The organism is Haloplanus rubicundus, from assembly GCF_003342675.1.
In the GTDB taxonomy this organism is placed as follows: domain Archaea; phylum Halobacteriota; class Halobacteria; order Halobacteriales; family Haloferacaceae; genus Haloplanus; species Haloplanus rubicundus.
This window is the reverse complement of record NZ_CP031147.1, coordinates 59,937-76,721: the sequence shown is the minus strand read 5'-3', so window position 1 is coordinate 76,721 and position 16,785 is coordinate 59,937. Positions and strand designations below refer to the sequence as shown.

Below are 16,785 nucleotides of genomic sequence, written 5' to 3'. Positions count from 1 at the left end.
CCGTGGTCCACAGTGATTTCGGTATTTTCGTCGCTTTCACTCTTAACTCTCTTTACAGCGGATGACGTACCTCCATTCAACGATGTCTATCGACCGAGACACGTTCGAGAACACGAGCGAGGAGGAACTTGAAGAGCTCTCCGTGCCTGATCAAGTCCTTGGATTTCTCGTCGCCAATGAGAATCGGGCGTTCAAGGCCCGCGAAATCGCCTCTCAGATTGGCATTGACGAGGGCGCGGTCAGCACTGCTCTCTCGCGATTGAAGGATCGTGATCTCGTCGAACACAAGGCAACGTACTGGGCGATCACCGACGACACCGAGCGACTCGAAGGATACAGCGGCTACGAACGGGCGACTGCTCTGTTCAACAAGCAACTCGGCACCGAAGACAAGGAGTCTTGGCGCGAACACGCGCCCAGCGAGTCACATCCGAGTGTTGAGGATGAATAGTGACCAACGAAGAGACACCGATTTTCGAACGTGGCGATGTCGTCTACGGCGATGATCCGTTCAAAGGTGACGAGGACGCTCGGCCTTGGCTCATTCTCTCGAACCACGAAGGTCGTCCGTTCCACGGCGAGCAGTATATCGCGCTCACGCTGACGTCGAAATCATGGATGGATGGACTCATCGACATTCCCGAGGAAAGTTGGCTTCGTGGCGGTACGCCAGACTAGAGCCGGATCGTTCCATGGGGTGTGCAATCGATCGGCCACGAGGACATCGATTTCTGGCAGGGTCGTCTGGCGGATGATATCGTCGATAACGCGACTACTGCTTTCGTCAAAGAATTCCGGTAGCCTTTCGAGCACTCACGTCTCTGCGCGTTACATCTTCTTCTGAACAAAGTCTCAACTCTCAGAATCCGCAATAGTTGAGACTCGTCTTCTCAATGCATATGGTATTCTGGCGTAGTTCATGAATAGTATGGAGGCGTAGTCGGCCATAGAACGATGGCACGAATCACTGGATCGTATCCAGACGACCTTGACCTCCTCATCGAGGATGCTGTCGAGGCTTGTGTGTTCGGGGGCAAGAGCGATGCGTTGCGGGAGTTCGTGCGTGAATACTTCGAGGAACACGAAAACGAGTCCATTGCAGCTGCGGTCGCCCTCTACGAACGCGAGCGGATCACGCTCGGTGATGCTGCGAGACTCGCTGATGCCGACCGTTGGACGATGCGTGATATCCTCCGTGAGCACGGTGTCGAACTCCAGCTCGGGGTCGCAGATGAGGAAGATGCGGATTACGAGGCGGAGGCGGCGACGGAATTCGATTTTGATGTCGAGTCTGCTGGTGACGAGGCGTCGCGCTCGCAATGACGACTGACGAAATTCCAACGGGCGGCTCTGTAGTTTCGGTATACGACGCTGGATTTCACCGGTCCCGGACGCTCCGGCAGAGGTTGTGGACGGTGGCCTTGAGGATCATTTCACGGAACTCCAGCCACCAGATCCGTACACGCACGGCAGTGCCGAGCATGCGCTTGATCATGAACAAAAACGGTTTCGCATATGCTCGTTGGCGGTACCGTGGTCCAACGCGATCCAAATTCCTAACGATTTCCAGACCGTAACTGGCCGTAATGGACCGTTTTCGAGAATCTATCATGTTTGTTCGAGTTGTCTGGCGGCGGATACGTGAAGAGAACGTGACGTTCATGGCTGGTAGTATCGCCTACCAAGCGTTCATTTCGCTCGTTCCGTTACTGGTTCTCACTCTTTTCGTCCTCTCGGTGGTCGGGAAAGAGCAGTTCGCTGCTCGGCTCACTACCACCCTTGATGCGGCACTTGCTCCGAATGTGGCGCCGATCGTCTCGGCGGCATTTCAGTTAAATCCGACCGCCGGCACCTCTATTGTTGGCATGATCACCCTGCTGTGGGGATCGTTCCGTGTGTTTCGCGGACTCGATATGGCGTTTTCGGAAATCTATGGTACCCAACAAGAGACCACGTTGATTAGTCAGATTCTGGACGGAGCTGTCGCGTTAATTTCCCTCATCGGTGCGCTGTTCGCCATGACGCTCGCCACGACGATATTTGTGGCACTGAACGTTCCGTATATCGGTGTCGTAACGCCGCTCCTGCTTTTTGCAGGGTTGCTAATCGCGTTCTTTCCGATGTACTGGCGGTTCCCGAATACAGACATATCGATAGGGGAGACAGTTCCCGGAGTGTTCGTCGCCGCGGTCGGGTGGGCCATCCTTCAGGCGGTTTTCGAGACGTATGTCGTGTTTGTCGGCCGACTCGATACTGCAAGCCTCCTTGGGGCGATTCTGCTCCTGCTCTTATGGTTGTATCTCGGCAGTTTCCTTCTGCTCGTCGGAGCGGTTGTCAACGCCGTCGTGGCGTCTGTCCGTTCACCGACCTCAGCGATCAGTTCCAACACTTCATCGGACAGAGTCCCGTAAACGTCGGACTGATCAGTTTTATGCGCGCTCTTGTGAAGTAGACTGTTGGTGCCGCTCCTGTAGTTTGCGTCGGATCGATAGACTCCCTCGTTCGGCTGACTTTTCTCCCGTTCTGGAGCGTCATGTTACGGAGTCTGACTACAGTAAAATCGCTAGATGGCTCTCTACCAACAATGTTCTACACAAGAGCGAGCGTTGGAAAAGCACGCAGGCGAGTCCGCCAGCGGCGGGTTCGTCCGCTGGATCCACGTCGTCCTGTACTGTTTCGTTTGAAGAGGACCATCGCCACCGAGAGACGGTGAATCGGCTGGAGTACATGCCGTGATTCGTGATGTACTCGGCCTCGATCGGTACCATTTCCCCGAATACAGTAGGTCTACAAGTCGTTCGACCGATTCAAGATGTGGATGTAGCGGGCGTTGCTGCACGGGTCTGTGCTGCCGCTCAGTCTCATGCTATTCCCGCCAACGATCGGGAAGCAGTGTCCAGACACTGAAAGTGACGACACTAACCGATGTAGAGGCTCTCGCTGTTCTTGACGTTCACATCTCAGCACAGTAGAAACACGGTACGAAGAGAGGACCGCAGGTCGTCCGCGTTCCGGCGGACAACCTACAGTCCATGGTAGCTGACAAAACGTTCCACAACTAGCAACCAAGTTCGAGTTCTACGCACTCGGTGTCGATCCATCATCCTACAACGTGCATCGAAGCCACTCACCGTGGGACACACCACGCTCATCTGAGCAAAAGGCTACTCTCAGCGCTGGATGGCCGAAACATCGTACTCGACAACAAAGCGCACGCTCGGCGCTGCCGTGTGAGCACTTGGCTGGGACCGACAGTTCCGTGAGATTGTTCTCATGTTCACCATTGCTAACATAGAAACACTCAGTGAGACGCTTTAACCATGACTCAGAAGCTATTCAATACGATACCTGAAAGATGGCTGAGGACTTCCCAATCTCTCATCTCAATGGTTCCTTCTTTGTCCCTCCAGCACCGAAGCTTCAGTATGTATGACCAGATATTGGTCCCGACGGATGGAAGTGACGGGACGCGTGGCGCAGTTGAGCACGCAATTGATCTTGCAACTACCTATGACGCCGCACTCCATACGATCTATGTCGTCGACACGACCGTCGGTACTGATGCCTCGATTCCCGGAACGTTTGACGCTCTCGAAGAGGCGGGTGAGAACGCGATTGATGAGGTGATCCAGCAAGCAGAGGCAGCTGGTGTGGACACGATCGAAGGTGTGGTGGCACAGGGAGCGCCCCACCAAGCCATTCTCGATTACGTCGACGAACACGACATCGATCTCGTCGTGATGGGGACGCATGGCCGCACGGGTCTGGATCGATATCTCCTCGGTAGCGTCACGGAAAAGGTCGTCCGGCTCTCCGATGCTCCGGTATTGACGGTTCGTATGCCCGCTGAATCCGCTGATGATTCTTCGTAATCAGATAGAGGAAAAATGAAAATTGACGATCATTCTCAGTGCTTAGGAACAGTCGTCACGTCTAACCGGTCAACGAGAGTAGAAACGACAGGCATGAGCGAATCCGACGACATCGATACTGCTGTCCAGCGAGTACGTGACAGTTTTGACGAGGCAGTGAACGAGGCCGAGGAACTGAGCGACCAGGCGCGCGAGAGCGTTGAGGATGCGATTGACGACCTCGAACAGCGGATCGAATCCCTCCGTAGTGAGGAGTAATCGATCGCTTAATGGGCGGGGGATTTTCAGAGATCCCCCGACTACTTGATCGGAAGAATCTCCCAGTAGAATCCCGAATCCAGCAACTGACAACTCGTCTTATCGACGGTGTCCGGGAGATTCCAGACGATTAGGAAGTTTTCTCCCGGTGTGTGATCACTCGTCGAGGAATTACACGGAGGCAACAGCAGTGCCAATCGAAGATCTTGCCCGAAAGACCTCGTCCGTGCTACCCAGAAACCTCGATTCCAGAACTTGCCCAACAAATACGAGACGAAAACGTGGGGAGCGTTGTCGTCACGAACGACAATATCCGACTGGGTCGTCACGGATCGCTACCTGACGACACGCGTACTCGCCGAAGAGACTTCTTCAACCGACCAGACTGCCGACGACGCATGTCGATGGACCTGTGTGCTTGGTCCCGAGGTTGGCTTTTACGAGGCGGCACAGGTGATGAGCGAGAATGGCGTACGTCGCCTACCCGTCTGCGACGAAAGCGACGAACTTGTCGGGATAATCACCGCCGACGACCTGACCGGACTACTCGCCGACGAAAACCAGCAGCCGGCGTCGGTCATCCGAGCGCAACGGCCCGCATACTACATTCAGCCTTGAACCGAAGACGGGGCTACAAATCTATGTCGTGCTCGAACATCGTATTTTTATGTCAACTACGAGATAGGGTGGATGATGTCAGAATTACGTCGCGAACTCGGACTCCTCGAAGCCGTCGTCTACGGCGTTGGCCTGATTCTCGGGGCTGGCATTTACGCGATTCTCGGCGAGGCAACTGGCGTGACCGGCGGCTCGATCGTGATTTCGTTTCTGCTGGCCGCCCTGATCGCGTCATTAACGGGACTGAGCTATGCCGAGCTCGCCTCGCTGTTCCCGAAAGCGGAAGGTGATTATATCTACGTTCACGAGGCGTTCGACCGCAAACTCATTTCAGACATGACAGCGCTCGGCCGCCTGTTCATGGGCGTCATCTCGTCCGCAGCGGTGGCATTGGCCTTCTCGGGCTATCTCTCTGCCTTCGTTGATGTTCCATCGATCCCAATCGCCATTCTCCTCGTCGTCGTTATGACTGGTATCAACTTCTGGGGCATCGACCTCTCCACCAAAATAAACGTCCTCTTCACCGGGATCGAGGTCGCCGGACTGGTGATAATCATCTGGATTGCGAGTGGTTCATGGGGGAACGCCGAGATCCTCCACGCTCCGAACGGCGCATTCGGCGTCATCCACGCGGGGTTTCTGATTTTCTTCGCCTATCTCGGCTTCGGATCGATCGTAAACCTGTCCGAAGAGACCGAGGATGCGACTGTGACGATCCCACGTGCGATTATCTTCTCTATCGGTATCACGACACTCCTGTACGTACTCGTTGGGTTATCGGCGGTCGCGCTGGTTGACTGGCGCGTCTTGGGCCGTTCGGCGTCGCCGCTGGCAGAGGTTGCCCGGGTCGGCTGGGGACCACTCGGGTCAACAGTGCTCGGCGCAATCGCTCTCTTCTCGACGACAAACACTGTACTCATCCTCCAGATCTCGACCTCGCGTCTGTTCTACGGCGTGTCGAAATCGGAGTACCACGTGTTCCCGGAGATGTTCTCTCGCGTGCACTCGTCCCGTCAAACACCCCACTATGCAGTGGTGGTAATCGGACTCCTCACGATTCCATTCATTTTCCTCGGCGATATCGGACTCGTGGCAGGATTGGCCAACCTCATGCTATTGATCGTCTTCGTGCTGGTGAATGCCGCGTTGCTGAAACTCCGGTATTCACGGCCAGATCTGGAACGGGGGTTTCGAACGCCGCTTAACGTCGGCCAACTGTCGATCACGGCGGTTGCAGGGCTTCTTTCGTCTCTCGGGCTGATCGCGTTCTACGTACTCACGTGGTAACGTGACTCTTGATTCAAACGGCCTCTCCGGAGACCCCGTCTACGGGAAGTACAGTAGTGCTTGATGGTCACGAATGCATGACGCGCTCCCCATCAACCCGCGAATCGGCCGAGTCACAGGGGTAGATTACCCCGCGACCATAAACGCATCTTCAACAGTAGACGCGGTCCAGTACTGGGCAATAGCTGCTACAGAGTCGCCTTGATTCCTTCGCCGTCCAAAACGTCGAGAACAGCGTCCCGCTTCCCTGCTGGGACCGTCACAAAGACGAGCCGAGCCATGGGTGCTACAACTCACCCGTACCGGATAAATGGTCTCCCGTCCGGTGGTACCTCCCTCCAATATCGAAGGGTGGTAGCTGTTCTGAGCCGAATCTGGAGCTGTATAACAGGATCGAATACCCCTTCATGACGGGAAATCTCCCTCTCACGGCGTAACCTTTGTGCGCCTGCGATGAGGCTGTCGAGATAGAATACTGTGGATTCGAACGTCGACGAGATACTGACACGAGGGCGTGAATCCGGCCCGTTAGTCGTTGGCGCTTTCGTCTCTTTGCTCCTGTTCCTGTTCGCGGTTCAGTTGCTTGGTGCGTCCACAGCGGCCGCGGCCGCTCCGCTCGAACGGTTCTTCAGGCGATACGTCGCCGGGGGTGGCCAAGCTCTGGGTGCAAGCTGGCTCGCCACGTACGTGCTCACCAACGGATCAGTAGTAGCGGCCCTGTCCGTCTCGCTGTTCAAGACCGGGATCCTCACGGCCTCACAGTTGTTCCTGATGCTCGCTGGCTCACGCCTCGGGGGCGCGGCTATCGTACTCCTGATAGGGGCTCTGGACTACTTCCAGAAGCGGCGCTATTCGTTCAGCGAGGCGACTGAGTTGGGGATACTGACGTTCCTCCTGTCCCACTCGATTTATGTGCCGGCGACCGTCTTCGGGTATCTCCTGTTGCCGAGACTCCAGACGGGATTCGGGGGCGTCAGTGACCGGATCGAACTCTCGTTTGATCCACTGGAGGTATTCAATCCGGTGACGGGAGCCGTTGTCGATACCGTCGGCGTGGGTCTGGCACTCGTGGTGGCCGTTCTCGTGCTGTTCGGCAGCCTCACGCTCTTCGACCGGGTGCTCAAACGGATCGACACCGAATGGCTCCGAAAGCGGTTCTTTCGTCGATTTCAGCACAAGTGGACCTCGTTCGGACTCGGTGTCCTCATTACCGGTGTGACGACCAGCGTTGCGTTCTCGCTGGGGGTGGTCGTCCCCCTCTACAATCGTAACTACATCAAACGGCAGGAGATCGTTCCCTACGTTCTGGGGGCGAATATCGGCACCTTCTTCGACACGGTTGCGATCGCCGTACTGCTGGAATCCCCACAGGGCGTGGCTATCGTGCTCTCACTCGTGGCCGTCGGAACGATCATAACGGTCGGAACACTGGTTCGATTCTCGACGTACTTCCTAGCTATCGAGACAATCCAAAACCGACTCGTTACCAACCGTCGGTACCTGACTGGGTTTCTCATCTCCTTGGTTGTCCTCCCGATACTTCTGCTCCTGCTTCCGATCTAGTTCTGCGGCCGGGACAGTCTGTTCTATCGAGAGAGATCTGCCAATACAGGTGGCGCCCCTTTCTCCAGACTCGTGTGCTCCCGCGCCTATATGTAGCTTTGACACGCATCTCTTGAGTATGGCCTCCGTCGACGAGGTGCTCGTTGCGTACGATGGGACCCCGCTCTCGGAGAAGGCGCTGGCGCACGCGCTCGACGTGTACTCGGATGCGTCGATCACTGTCCTCCACGTTATCGACTACATCGAAGAGAGCTACACCGCGAAAGCACTGGTCGGGGACGAAACGCTCCGGAAACGGGCCCAGGAACGATCGGCAGAACTGCTCGCCGAGGCCGAGGCGAAGGCAGACGAGCACGACCGGGTAGTTAAGACGGAAAGCGAGATTGGCAAGTCCGCAGACGAGATCCTCGAGTACGCGGACACACACGGCATCGACGTGATCGTCATCGGAAGCCACGGACGCTCGGGTATTGCTCGAATGCTCATGGGTTCGGTCGCTGAAACGGTGATGAAGCGTGCATCAGTGCCTGTGACTGTCGTCAGGTGACCGCAAACTGTGCCTCCAGATTCGCCCTGAAACGGTGAACCACAGAGGAAAACGCTCTCGATCTGGATAGCTGCCGAGTACTTCTCATAACCCTTCAGTTTCGAATTGACCCGCTGATTTTTGCATTTCCTTGTCCTACGAACAGCCATGGCACGAATTCCAGAGGCCAAGTCGATTACAACAGAGGACGAGTACATCCACGTTCGGTATCGGGACCCTGACCAGTTCGATCAAATTCGGACTCCAGACTGGGCTGACCGTACCTCTGATTCAGTCTCGGAGGGGAGTGAGGTGCGGATGGGAAAGCGGAAAGACGCCGATGAGTGGGTTGTCCAGTCCGTGTTGATCAAGAAGCACGTGGGTGAAGAAAAAGCCCGTGAACAAGCCGACGAAATTATCAGAGAGATCGAGTCGTGATCGGGTGCTTCGTCAGTCGTGGTTGTTGAAGCCGACTGGGAGATCCAGTCAGAACATTTCTGCCGGGTTGAGATCGCACAGAAATACCACCAAGCGGAGATGCTACCTCGGAATCGGAAACAGGACAATGCTACATACAAGACAGGACATCTCTAATCTCGCCGGGTGCCTCCACAAAGTACTGATTCGCTATAGAGGACCGCCTTCACTCGATTTCTAACTCGCCACCGCTTTCGGCGTTCCCGTCTTCTCCATCTTCAGCCCACTCGATCTCGAACTCGATACTCAGCTCACCAGGACTATCGGTCGGTCCCTCGCGCTCGGCTTTCACCTCGAACGTCGGTTGGGCAGGGGGTGTCATTGTCACTGACTGTTCGCCAGCGGTCAGGGTGATATCGTCACCGGCATCGAGTTTGTTTGCGACTCGACGAAGATACGACGCGATCTCCGATCGACTTTGGGATCCCTCTGACTGAAAGAGGACTTCTTCAGGCATACGGTATCTGGTTGGACACACAGACGGATAAGTGGGGCTGTGGCCGACTGGCTTCGGCCCGGGTCCGGATATCCCTGACAGTCGATGGCAGTCAAAGTGGTCTACAGCTGTGATGATCTCGAATCTTTTTGTCATCGCTTGACGAACTCACAGTTGTGAACCTCAGCAAGGGGTTTCTCCTCGCCCTCGTCGCCACCCTCCTCGTTCTATCGACCATGCTGATCCAGCCGTTTCTCCAGTACGTTCTCGGTGCCGTCCTCCTCGCCTACGTGCTCTATCCACTGCAGATCCGTCTCGAAGCGTACGTATCGCCGATGGTAGCCGCCCTCTCGCTCGTGGTCCTGGCAGTTGCCGGATTCGTCGCACCGTTCGTAGTCGTCCTCGCGACTGTCGTGGATAGTGCCGACCGGATCCTCCAGAACTTCGACACTGACCCAGTGCAGATCGAGGTGATCGAATCCCGGCTCGAGGAACTCACCGGACAAGAGGTCGATATCACAGGCGAACTCGTCAGCTCAGGGCGGGAAATCGGGACGATCGTATTCGAACGGTCGACCCAAGCGTTCGGGACGATCACCTTCCACCTCATCGGGATCGCGTTAGCACTCTTTCTCGTCTACTACCTTCTCAAAGACCGCGACGACTTGGTTAACTGGCTCCACCGAACGGTCCCCCTCCCAATGGACAGCCAGCGCGCGCTCTACACCGAGATTAACGACGTGATGTGGGGCGTTCTCTTCGGACACGTCTTCGTCGCCATCGTCCAGGGGGTCGTCGCTGGAGCCGGGCTCGTCGTTACTGGCGTTCCCAATGCGGTGTTCTGGACGGCCGTTATGATCGTTCTCGCGATGGTTCCGATCGTCGGTGCGATCCCCGTCTGGGGTGGGGCGGTGGTCTACCTGTATCTCACGAACGAACCGCTACTCGCCGTCGGATTATTCGTCTACAGCGTCATCGTAGTTGGGCTCACCGACGACTATCTCCGTCCATTCGCCGTCGACAGGTACGCGAAGCTCAATCCTGCCGTCATCCTCCTCGGTATCCTCGGCGGGGCGTACGCATTCGGGATTATGGGACTGTTCTTCGGTCCCGTCGTCCTCGGGGCACTCAAAGCCGCTCTCCGAGTCGGCTTGGAAAACTGGTCCCGGCTCGACGAGAGAGACATCGGCTGACCGACGGTTCCTAATCAGTCGAACAATATATCTCCGAGATTTCTGACAGAGTCGCGAACAGAGAGGCGGCCGTCAGTAGCCATCTCGACTGCTCGGGAACGTCGCCCAAGCGGTCGTCCAGCGTGCATCAGATCCGGTTACTGTCGTCCGAGAACTCGACAGTTGAGGAAGCTGCACGACGGTACTCGGCCTGGCTGCCGTCACACGTACTGTGATCATCGTCCCCATCTGACTCGTCCCTCTCGTCCGGGCAAGAACTACCAGCCCGGTTTTTCCCTATGCTCCTACAACCCTGCTCTATGTGCCAGTCGACGCTAGTCTCGTCTGACTATAACGTGAGGGGGTGGGTGGATCAACAGCGACGAACCGGCCCCCCGACCGATCGGAGGGCCCGTCCGGAGCCGAGTCGACGGGTCAACGACTCATGACCGATCCGCAGTCAGCCACCGTGGCCGATGACCACGAACCAGGGACCGGCCCGGTCCACAGCCAGTCGATCGACCGTGTCCTCGACGCCCACGAGAGCGATCCGGCAGGACTGGCAAGCGACGAGGCAGCCCGCAGACGCGAGGAGTTCGGACCAAACGAATTCACGCGCAGTGCGGGGCGGTCCACGCTCCGGATATTCCTCGCACAGTTCGACAGCGCGCTCATCTGGGTGCTAATCGGAGCAGCCATCCTCTCGGTGTGGGCGGGCCACACCGTAGACGCCGTCCTCATCGTCGTCATCGTCGTCGCCAACGGCGTGTTCGGCTTCGTCCAAGACTACCGGGCCGAGCAGAGCCTCGAATCGCTCAGGGAACTCACCGCGCCGACCGCAACCGTTCGTCGGGATGGCGAGGTGATGGAGATCGAGGCCACCGAGATCGTTCCCGGCGACGTCGTCGAGATCGAGGCCGGTGACGTCGTTCCTGCCGACGCCCGAACCCTCGAGGCGACGAGTCTGGAGGTCGACGAGGCGTCCCTGACTGGTGAGAGCATGCCCGTCTCGAAATCACCCGACCCGGTCGACACGGACACGCCGCTGGCCGAACGCGAGAGCATGGTGTACAAGGGGACAAACGTCACGCGAGGCCGCGGTGTGGTAGTCGTGACAGCGACCGGTGACGACACGGAGATGGGGACGATCGCCAGCGAACTCGCGGCGACCGAGGAGACCGACACGCCACTACAGGCGGAACTGAACACAGTCGGGCGGAATCTCGGGATTGGTGTGGTGGGGTTGGCCGCCCTCGTCATCCCCCTCTTGCTCCTGCGAGACACGCCACTGGTTCAGACGGGACTGACGGCCGTGTCACTGGCAGTCGCCGCAGTGCCCGAAGGGCTGCCCGCTGTGGTGACCCTGACGCTCGCGCTCGGCGTGCGACGGATGGCAGACGAGAACGCGCTCGTCCGCCGACTCCCGGCGGTCGAAGCCCTCGGCTCTGTCGACACCATCTGTACGGACAAGACCGGTACGCTCACCAGAGGGCAGATGACGGTCAGTCGCCTGTGGCTGCCCGACAACGTCATCGATATCGACGACGTGGGCGAGTCACCGCCGGCCCGGGTCGCGACCCTCCTCCGTGCGGGCGCGCTCTGCAACGACGCGACGGTCGACTCCGGTGACCCGACCGAGCAGGCACTCGTCGCCGCGGCCACCGAATACGGGTTCGATGTCGACCAACTCCGTGCGGACTGTCCCCGAACCGACGAGGTTCCGTTCTCCTCGGAACGCAAGTGGATGGGGACCGTCCACGACGAGGGGGCGTACGTCAAGGGTGCACCGCAGGTCGTCCTCGAGAAGTCCTCACGGGTGCGCACCGAAGACGGCATAGTCGAACTCACCGACGAACTCGCAGGCCGCATCAGCAAGCAGACGACGGCCTTCGCCGACGACGCGCTCCGCGTGCTCGCAATCGCGGAAGCCGAGGATGCCGACGCGATGAACGGTGACGACCTGACGTTTCTCGGGCTGGTCGGGATGATCGACCCGGCCCGCGAGGAGGTCGCGGACGCCATCGCCGCAACCCGGCGAGCTGGCATCAATGTGAAGATGATCACTGGCGACAACGTCCGCACTGCGGCGGCAATCGCCGAGTCGCTCGGCATGGGCAGCGAGGTCATGGAGGGTCGGGAGGTCGAGTCGATGAGCGACGACGAACTCACCAACGTGGTCGAGACTGTCGACGTTTTCGCGCGGACCTCCCCGGAACACAAGGTACGCATCCTGCGGGCACTTCAGGCCAGAGGCCACATCGTCGCGATGACCGGCGACGGCGTCAACGACGCACCTGCACTCAAGAACGCGGACGTGGGCATCGCGATGGGGATCCGCGGGACCGATGTCGCGAAACAGGCCAGCGACGTCATCCTGCTCGACGACAACTACGCCACCATCGAGCGGGCGGTCGAACGCGGACGGGCTATCTTCGATAACATCTGGAAGTTCGTCGCCTACCTGCTGTCAGCCAACGTCGCGGAGGTGGCCATCGTCTTTCTGGCCTCCCTCTTTGGCTACCTCGTCTTGCCGGCCGTCCAGCTTCTGTGGATCAACCTGCTGACCGACGGCCTCCCGGCGCTAGCGCTGGGAACCGACCCCACAAGTGAGGACATCCTCGACAGGCCACCACGCGATCCAGACCAGGGCATCATCGACAGGGAAATGCTCGGCGTGATGGGGGGTACTGGTGCCGTGACGACAGCCGTGATGCTCGGCCTGATGTTTTTCACGCTCGCGGGCGCGGCGAGTGTCACGCCGTACGTGATGACCATGGTGTTCACCGGGTTCGTCCTGCTCGAATTCGTGAAACTCTACGTCATCCGCTGGCTGCGAGAGACGCCCACGTTCTCGAACCGCTGGCTCGGGCTGGCGGTCGGGACGTCACTCGCCCTGCAACTGGCGGTTATCTACACGCCGCTCAACCAGTACTTCGAGACGGTCCCGCTCTCGCTGGTGGATTGGGGCGTGCTCGCCGGCGTCGTCGCCATCTGTCTGCCGCTCTACCTCGCAGTCGCGGCGTTCGTCAGGCGATTCGACCCCGGCCGAGGCGACGCGAATCAGAGGACGACGGCTGACTGAGATACCCGAAGTCACCGGGAAGGACAACGTTGAGCAGGGCGACGACGAAACCGGCAAGTCCCATTCGGGTGCGAAGAAGGAGACGGAAATTGGATAGTAGGCCGCTCAGTCTGGGTGACCACTGCTTTGTCGAGTGGCAACACCGGTAGCAGTCTCAATGGATCACCATAGAAACTATTCCCCGGGGCACGTCGTATCAGGTATGTACAAGAATATCCTTCTCCCGGTCGATGGGAGCGAAGAAAGTTCTGATATCCTCCATCATACGAGCGAAATCGCACGCCAGATGGACGCTACTATCCACGTTCTCTTCGTGGCTGACACCACCCGTGATAGCGTCACCGTCGTCGAAAACACGGTGGTTGACGCACTCGTTCAAGAGGGCGAGGATATCGTCGCCGACGCCGGGGAAACGCTGGCCACACTCGGTGCGGAGTATGAGACTGATGTCGTTCAAGGGTCTCCAGCCCCGACGATCGTCGAGTACGCGAAGCGATACGATCACGATCTGGTCGTGATGTCCACCCACGGTCGGGAGGGGCTATCGCGATATCTCCGTGGAAGTGTGAGTGAGAAGGTCGTCCGCCTATCGTCCGTGCCGGTCCTTACGGCACGGATGCAACCCGACGAGCAGTTGGTGTTCCCCTACGAGAATATTCTCATTCCCACGGACGGGAGTGCCGGGGCAACGTACGCCGCCCAGCAGGGGCTTGCGCTGGCGGAGTCGCTCGACGCGACTGTCCATGCCCTGTCGGTCGTAGAGGAGTCGTCACTCCGCCTCGACGTTCGTTCTGCGATGTCGGGAGATGAACTCGAAGAGGCAGCCACTGCAGCAGTTGATGACATCGTGGCTGACGCCACTGCTCGCGGGCTTGACGCTATCGGACACGTCGAACGGGGATCACCTGCGGATATCATCCTCGATAGCATCCAGCCAAACGAGATCCACGCTATCGTCATGGGGACGACGGGTCGCAGCGGCATTGATCGGATTCTCCTCGGGAGCGTCGCCGAACAAACCGTGCGAACTGCGCCCGTCCCCGCCATTACCGTCGCTCGCGAGACCTAACACGTTCACTGCGGCCGAGTGCATATTCGAGCGAGCGCCCCACCGTTTTAATCACTCCGCGTCCGTAGCTATCTCATGCTCTCACGAATTCTCGTTCCGATGGACGACTCGGAAATGGCCCAGCGAGCGCTTGAGTACGCCCTCGAGAACCACCCCGACGCGGAGATTACTGTCATGCACGTCGTGGGCGAACCGTCACCGTGGGGGGGAACAGCCACGTCACTCGCTCTCGAGGAAGATCTCGAAGAGGCTGCCGAAGAGCGTGCGGAGGACGTATTCAATGGCGCCCGGAACCTCGCCGCCGAGTACGATGTCGAGATCACGACCGAGGTTCAACTGGGCCACCCGGCTCGGGCGATTTTGAACAGAGCCGACGACTTCGATGCGGTCGTCATCGGAACTCACGGCGGCTCGTTGGTCGATCGACTGGTCGTCGGGAACGTCGCCCAGAAAGTGTTCCGCAACTCGCCCGTTCCTGTAATTGTTGTTCGGTGAGTGGCTTTCACGAAGATCGCCGGAAAGACGGGCTCGGGCACGGTTACCGGTGTGGGACCGATCAGTACGACTACTATCTGGATCACCTCGATCCAGCTCGGTCTCAGCGGTTGGGGCGCTCTCTTAGACGAGGAGTGAAAACAGGAGGTAGGCTCCCACGACTGAGATTGTCGGCGTAATCACCCAGAGCGCCACGATGGGCTGTTCGACGCTCGAACTCGATGCTGACGCCTCCCATGTCGACATCCGTGACTGGGATGACGACTACCACGTGAGCGAGTTCCTCGTCTCCGCGACTATTATCGCCCGAAAGCCGGAAGTCGCCGATGAGTAACGTCGAACACGACCACGGGCCGAACTGTGACTGTTCGGACTGCGGGGACCCGCGGTCGATGGACTTTCTACATCCAGTACAGACTCGCAAAATACCTCGAAGACGGCACGATCGATGATCAGTCTCTCCCCCAGAATTCGAGCGCTATCGGAGCGAACCTCCTCGCTATCCGATCGATACCCGTCTTGACCCGTCGCGACACTCGAAGTCCATGCGTGTGGTCTCAACGCAACGGTATCCTGCCTCGTCAAGGCGGCCGAACAACTCGGCATCCCACCTGAGCACACCCAGTTTGAAGGGTTTGGATGACGTTCCGTCGATAGCGATATCTCAGTACTGTCTCACCATTAGGTTACCATTCCGAAGACGACGTGAGAATTACTCGCCCTCCGAAGAAATTTGCTCTTTGGCTTCGTCAGACATCTCTTCTTCACTCTTATCGGGGGGATAGTATCGGATGAAGTACTGAAATGCTCCAGTTGAGATAAACACAGAGAGCGTCGAGAGGATAATGAACGCGTTGTATAGCTCTGCGGAAATTATCCCTCGACTTCTCCCGATCTCAGCGGCAGCCACACTAATACTCAACCGACCAGGCATCAAGGATGCGAGAAGCATGGTCGTCTTACCCCCGATATTCATCGCATATCCCCCAACCAGTCCACTCACGAACTTCGAACCGATGCCGATCACGACGACGAGGAGGATGAGGGTGAGACCTGCAGAATAGAGCGCGCTGACGTCGAAATTCATTCCAACATAGAAGAAAAATGCGGAGGCGGCGAGCGTCACGACTGGTCGCATTGGGGCCTCTATCTCTGGACCATCGATCGTGATTTCATCAAGCAACAGTCCCGCAAAGAAGCCACCGAGAACTGCATGAATACCCAGACGTTCGGTGATAAGTGCAAGCGCGACCGTGATCAGAATACTGGTCGTTACCGGATCTTCAGCGAGCCTCGTTGGCGCGACGTCTTTGAGCCAATCCAAGAAAAACAACGGGATGACTACGAAAAACAGCAGTAGAGCCCCGGTGACAGCTAATCCAGCAAAGATGGGATTCCCACCGGTCAGAGCAATCCCGTATGCAAGGGCAATGATAGAGAAAATATCGTTCAGACCTGTGATGGAGAGTATCAGTTGCCCTTGCTCGTACTGGAGAATATCGAGATCGGACAGTAGCGGATGGACAAGTCCGAGAGAGGTAGTCGAGATGACGACACCGACGAGGTACGCTGCAAAGGGCGTGAACCCGAGGTAGAGAGCGAGACCCACCCCTGACAGGAACGGGACAAAGAACGTGAGAACGCTCACTAACCCTACCCGCCACGGTTCGCGTTTGATGAGACCTGGATCGAGTTCGAAGCCCGCCTGGAACATAATCAGTAAGAGACCAAACGCTGCAAGCGTAACGAGGAAGTCGAACCCCGGTGATGCTGGCCCAACGATGCCGAGAATTGACCCAAAGAGGATTCCAGCCAGAATTTCGATTGCGACGACTGGAATCCCGTAGCTTTCGAGGAACCGAAGGCTATAGCTGGTCCCGTAAACGACAGCCAGAATGAGTACGAAATGGAAGGTGAATTCAGCCATAGT

The 16,785-nt window shown here is 57.8% G+C and carries 17 protein-coding genes and 3 pseudogenes; 17 read left to right on the top strand and 3 right to left on the bottom strand.

The genetic code is table 11. The features are described 5' to 3' along the window. Positions 1–82 precede the first annotated feature (82 nt). From DU484_RS00320 to DU484_RS00310, 3 genes and pseudogenes are all read left to right on the top strand, one after another. Positions 83–451, top strand: coding sequence for a MarR family transcriptional regulator (locus tag DU484_RS00320; RefSeq protein WP_114604838.1), 369 nt, complete (start codon positions 83–85; stop codon positions 449–451). Then, positions 451–801 (top strand): annotated as a pseudogene (locus tag DU484_RS00315) (type II toxin-antitoxin system PemK/MazF family toxin). The gene DU484_RS00320 and the pseudogene DU484_RS00315 overlap by 1 nt, the downstream one beginning before the upstream one ends. A gap of 153 nt (positions 802–954) precedes the next feature. Beyond that, positions 955–1,323: a UPF0175 family protein gene (locus DU484_RS00310; RefSeq protein ID WP_114604738.1), complete on the top strand. Its 369-nt coding sequence runs from the start codon at positions 955–957 to the stop codon at positions 1,321–1,323. 55 nt (positions 1,324–1,378) lie between these two features. Here DU484_RS00310 and DU484_RS20185 read toward each other — a convergent pair. Then, positions 1,379–1,495: pseudogene (locus DU484_RS20185) on the bottom strand (IS5/IS1182 family transposase); the annotation flags it as partial. 91 nt (positions 1,496–1,586) lie between these two features. On the opposite strand from DU484_RS20185, the gene DU484_RS00300 reads away from it, so the two are divergent. From DU484_RS00300 to DU484_RS00265, 9 genes and pseudogenes are all read left to right on the top strand, one after another. Continuing rightward, positions 1,587–2,411 carry a YihY/virulence factor BrkB family protein gene (locus DU484_RS00300; RefSeq protein WP_114604737.1) on the top strand — a complete coding sequence of 275 codons (825 nt, stop codon included), beginning with the start codon at positions 1,587–1,589 and terminating at the stop codon, positions 2,409–2,411. Between the two features lie 156 nt (positions 2,412–2,567). Continuing rightward, positions 2,568–3,318 (top strand): annotated as a pseudogene (locus DU484_RS00295) (transposase). A 107-nt stretch (positions 3,319–3,425) separates the two neighbouring features. Then, positions 3,426–3,872 carry a universal stress protein gene (locus DU484_RS00290; RefSeq protein WP_114604736.1) on the top strand — a complete coding sequence of 149 codons (447 nt, stop codon included), beginning with the start codon at positions 3,426–3,428 and terminating at the stop codon, positions 3,870–3,872. Between the two features lie 93 nt (positions 3,873–3,965). Continuing rightward, positions 3,966–4,130, top strand: a complete 165-nt coding sequence (locus DU484_RS19820; RefSeq protein WP_187347683.1) for a hypothetical protein — start codon at positions 3,966–3,968, stop codon at positions 4,128–4,130. Positions 4,131–4,544: 414 nt separating this feature from the next. Next, entirely contained in the window at positions 4,545–4,748 is a 204-nt protein-coding gene (locus DU484_RS20575) for a CBS domain-containing protein (RefSeq protein WP_316043087.1), read from the top strand. 75 nt (positions 4,749–4,823) lie between these two features. Then, positions 4,824–6,035, top strand: a complete 1,212-nt coding sequence (locus tag DU484_RS00280) for an APC family permease (protein WP_157969436.1) — start codon at positions 4,824–4,826, stop codon at positions 6,033–6,035. A 477-nt stretch (positions 6,036–6,512) separates the two neighbouring features. Then, on the top strand, positions 6,513–7,598 hold the full coding sequence (locus DU484_RS00275) for a sodium:phosphate symporter (protein ID WP_187347682.1): 1,086 nt from the start codon (positions 6,513–6,515) through the stop codon (positions 7,596–7,598). A 118-nt stretch (positions 7,599–7,716) separates the two neighbouring features. After that, entirely contained in the window at positions 7,717–8,145 is a 429-nt protein-coding gene (locus DU484_RS00270; RefSeq protein WP_114604734.1) for a universal stress protein, read from the top strand. 147 nt (positions 8,146–8,292) lie between these two features. After that, positions 8,293–8,562, top strand: coding sequence for a hypothetical protein (locus tag DU484_RS00265; protein ID WP_114604733.1), 270 nt, complete (start codon positions 8,293–8,295; stop codon positions 8,560–8,562). Positions 8,563–8,767: 205 nt separating this feature from the next. Here the strand turns inward: DU484_RS00265 and DU484_RS00260 are convergent, their stop codons facing one another. After that, positions 8,768–9,058 carry an amphi-Trp domain-containing protein gene (locus tag DU484_RS00260; protein ID WP_114604732.1) on the bottom strand — a complete coding sequence of 97 codons (291 nt, stop codon included), beginning with the start codon at positions 9,056–9,058 and terminating at the stop codon, positions 8,768–8,770. A 155-nt stretch (positions 9,059–9,213) separates the two neighbouring features. On the opposite strand from DU484_RS00260, the gene DU484_RS00255 reads away from it, so the two are divergent. From DU484_RS00255 to DU484_RS20180, 5 genes are all read left to right on the top strand, one after another. Next, positions 9,214–10,230 (top strand): AI-2E family transporter, encoded by a 1,017-nt coding sequence (locus DU484_RS00255; RefSeq protein ID WP_187347681.1) that lies wholly within the window; start codon positions 9,214–9,216, stop codon positions 10,228–10,230. A 424-nt stretch (positions 10,231–10,654) separates the two neighbouring features. After that, on the top strand, positions 10,655–13,291 hold the full coding sequence (locus DU484_RS00250) for a calcium-translocating P-type ATPase, PMCA-type (RefSeq protein WP_114604730.1): 2,637 nt from the start codon (positions 10,655–10,657) through the stop codon (positions 13,289–13,291). A 202-nt stretch (positions 13,292–13,493) separates the two neighbouring features. Then, entirely contained in the window at positions 13,494–14,360 is an 867-nt protein-coding gene (locus DU484_RS00245; RefSeq protein ID WP_114604729.1) for a universal stress protein, read from the top strand. 75 nt (positions 14,361–14,435) lie between these two features. Beyond that, entirely contained in the window at positions 14,436–14,855 is a 420-nt protein-coding gene (locus DU484_RS00240) for a universal stress protein (protein ID WP_114604728.1), read from the top strand. A gap of 196 nt (positions 14,856–15,051) precedes the next feature. After that, entirely contained in the window at positions 15,052–15,189 is a 138-nt protein-coding gene (locus DU484_RS20180; RefSeq protein ID WP_262342762.1) for a hypothetical protein, read from the top strand. 378 nt (positions 15,190–15,567) lie between these two features. Here DU484_RS20180 and DU484_RS00230 read toward each other — a convergent pair whose 3' ends face one another. Continuing rightward, positions 15,568–16,782 carry a cation:proton antiporter gene (locus tag DU484_RS00230; protein ID WP_114604727.1) on the bottom strand — a complete coding sequence of 405 codons (1,215 nt, stop codon included), beginning with the start codon at positions 16,780–16,782 and terminating at the stop codon, positions 15,568–15,570. Positions 16,783–16,785 lie beyond the last annotated feature (3 nt).

Excerpts from the sequence above, each read along its gene's own strand:
- DU484_RS20180 (WP_262342762.1), top strand. The coding sequence starts at position 15,052 with ATGGGCTGTTCGACGCTCGAACTCGATGCTGACGCCTCCCATGTCGAC.
- DU484_RS00230 (WP_114604727.1), bottom strand. The coding sequence starts at position 16,782 with ATGGCTGAATTCACCTTCCATTTCGTACTCATTCTGGCTGTCGTTTAC.
- DU484_RS00260 (WP_114604732.1), bottom strand. The coding sequence starts at position 9,058 with ATGCCTGAAGAAGTCCTCTTTCAGTCAGAGGGATCCCAAAGTCGATCG.
- DU484_RS00290 (WP_114604736.1), top strand. The coding sequence starts at position 3,426 with ATGTATGACCAGATATTGGTCCCGACGGATGGAAGTGACGGGACGCGT.
- DU484_RS00280 (WP_157969436.1), top strand. The coding sequence starts at position 4,824 with ATGTCAGAATTACGTCGCGAACTCGGACTCCTCGAAGCCGTCGTCTAC.
- DU484_RS00270 (WP_114604734.1), top strand. The coding sequence starts at position 7,717 with ATGGCCTCCGTCGACGAGGTGCTCGTTGCGTACGATGGGACCCCGCTC.
- DU484_RS00320 (WP_114604838.1), top strand. The coding sequence starts at position 83 with ATGTCTATCGACCGAGACACGTTCGAGAACACGAGCGAGGAGGAACTT.
- DU484_RS00240 (WP_114604728.1), top strand. The coding sequence starts at position 14,436 with ATGCTCTCACGAATTCTCGTTCCGATGGACGACTCGGAAATGGCCCAG.
- DU484_RS00265 (WP_114604733.1), top strand. The coding sequence starts at position 8,293 with ATGGCACGAATTCCAGAGGCCAAGTCGATTACAACAGAGGACGAGTAC.
- DU484_RS00250 (WP_114604730.1), top strand. The coding sequence starts at position 10,655 with ATGACCGATCCGCAGTCAGCCACCGTGGCCGATGACCACGAACCAGGG.
- DU484_RS00245 (WP_114604729.1), top strand. The coding sequence starts at position 13,494 with ATGTACAAGAATATCCTTCTCCCGGTCGATGGGAGCGAAGAAAGTTCT.
- DU484_RS19820 (WP_187347683.1), top strand. The coding sequence starts at position 3,966 with ATGAGCGAATCCGACGACATCGATACTGCTGTCCAGCGAGTACGTGAC.
- DU484_RS00300 (WP_114604737.1), top strand. The coding sequence starts at position 1,587 with ATGGACCGTTTTCGAGAATCTATCATGTTTGTTCGAGTTGTCTGGCGG.
- DU484_RS00310 (WP_114604738.1), top strand. The coding sequence starts at position 955 with ATGGCACGAATCACTGGATCGTATCCAGACGACCTTGACCTCCTCATC.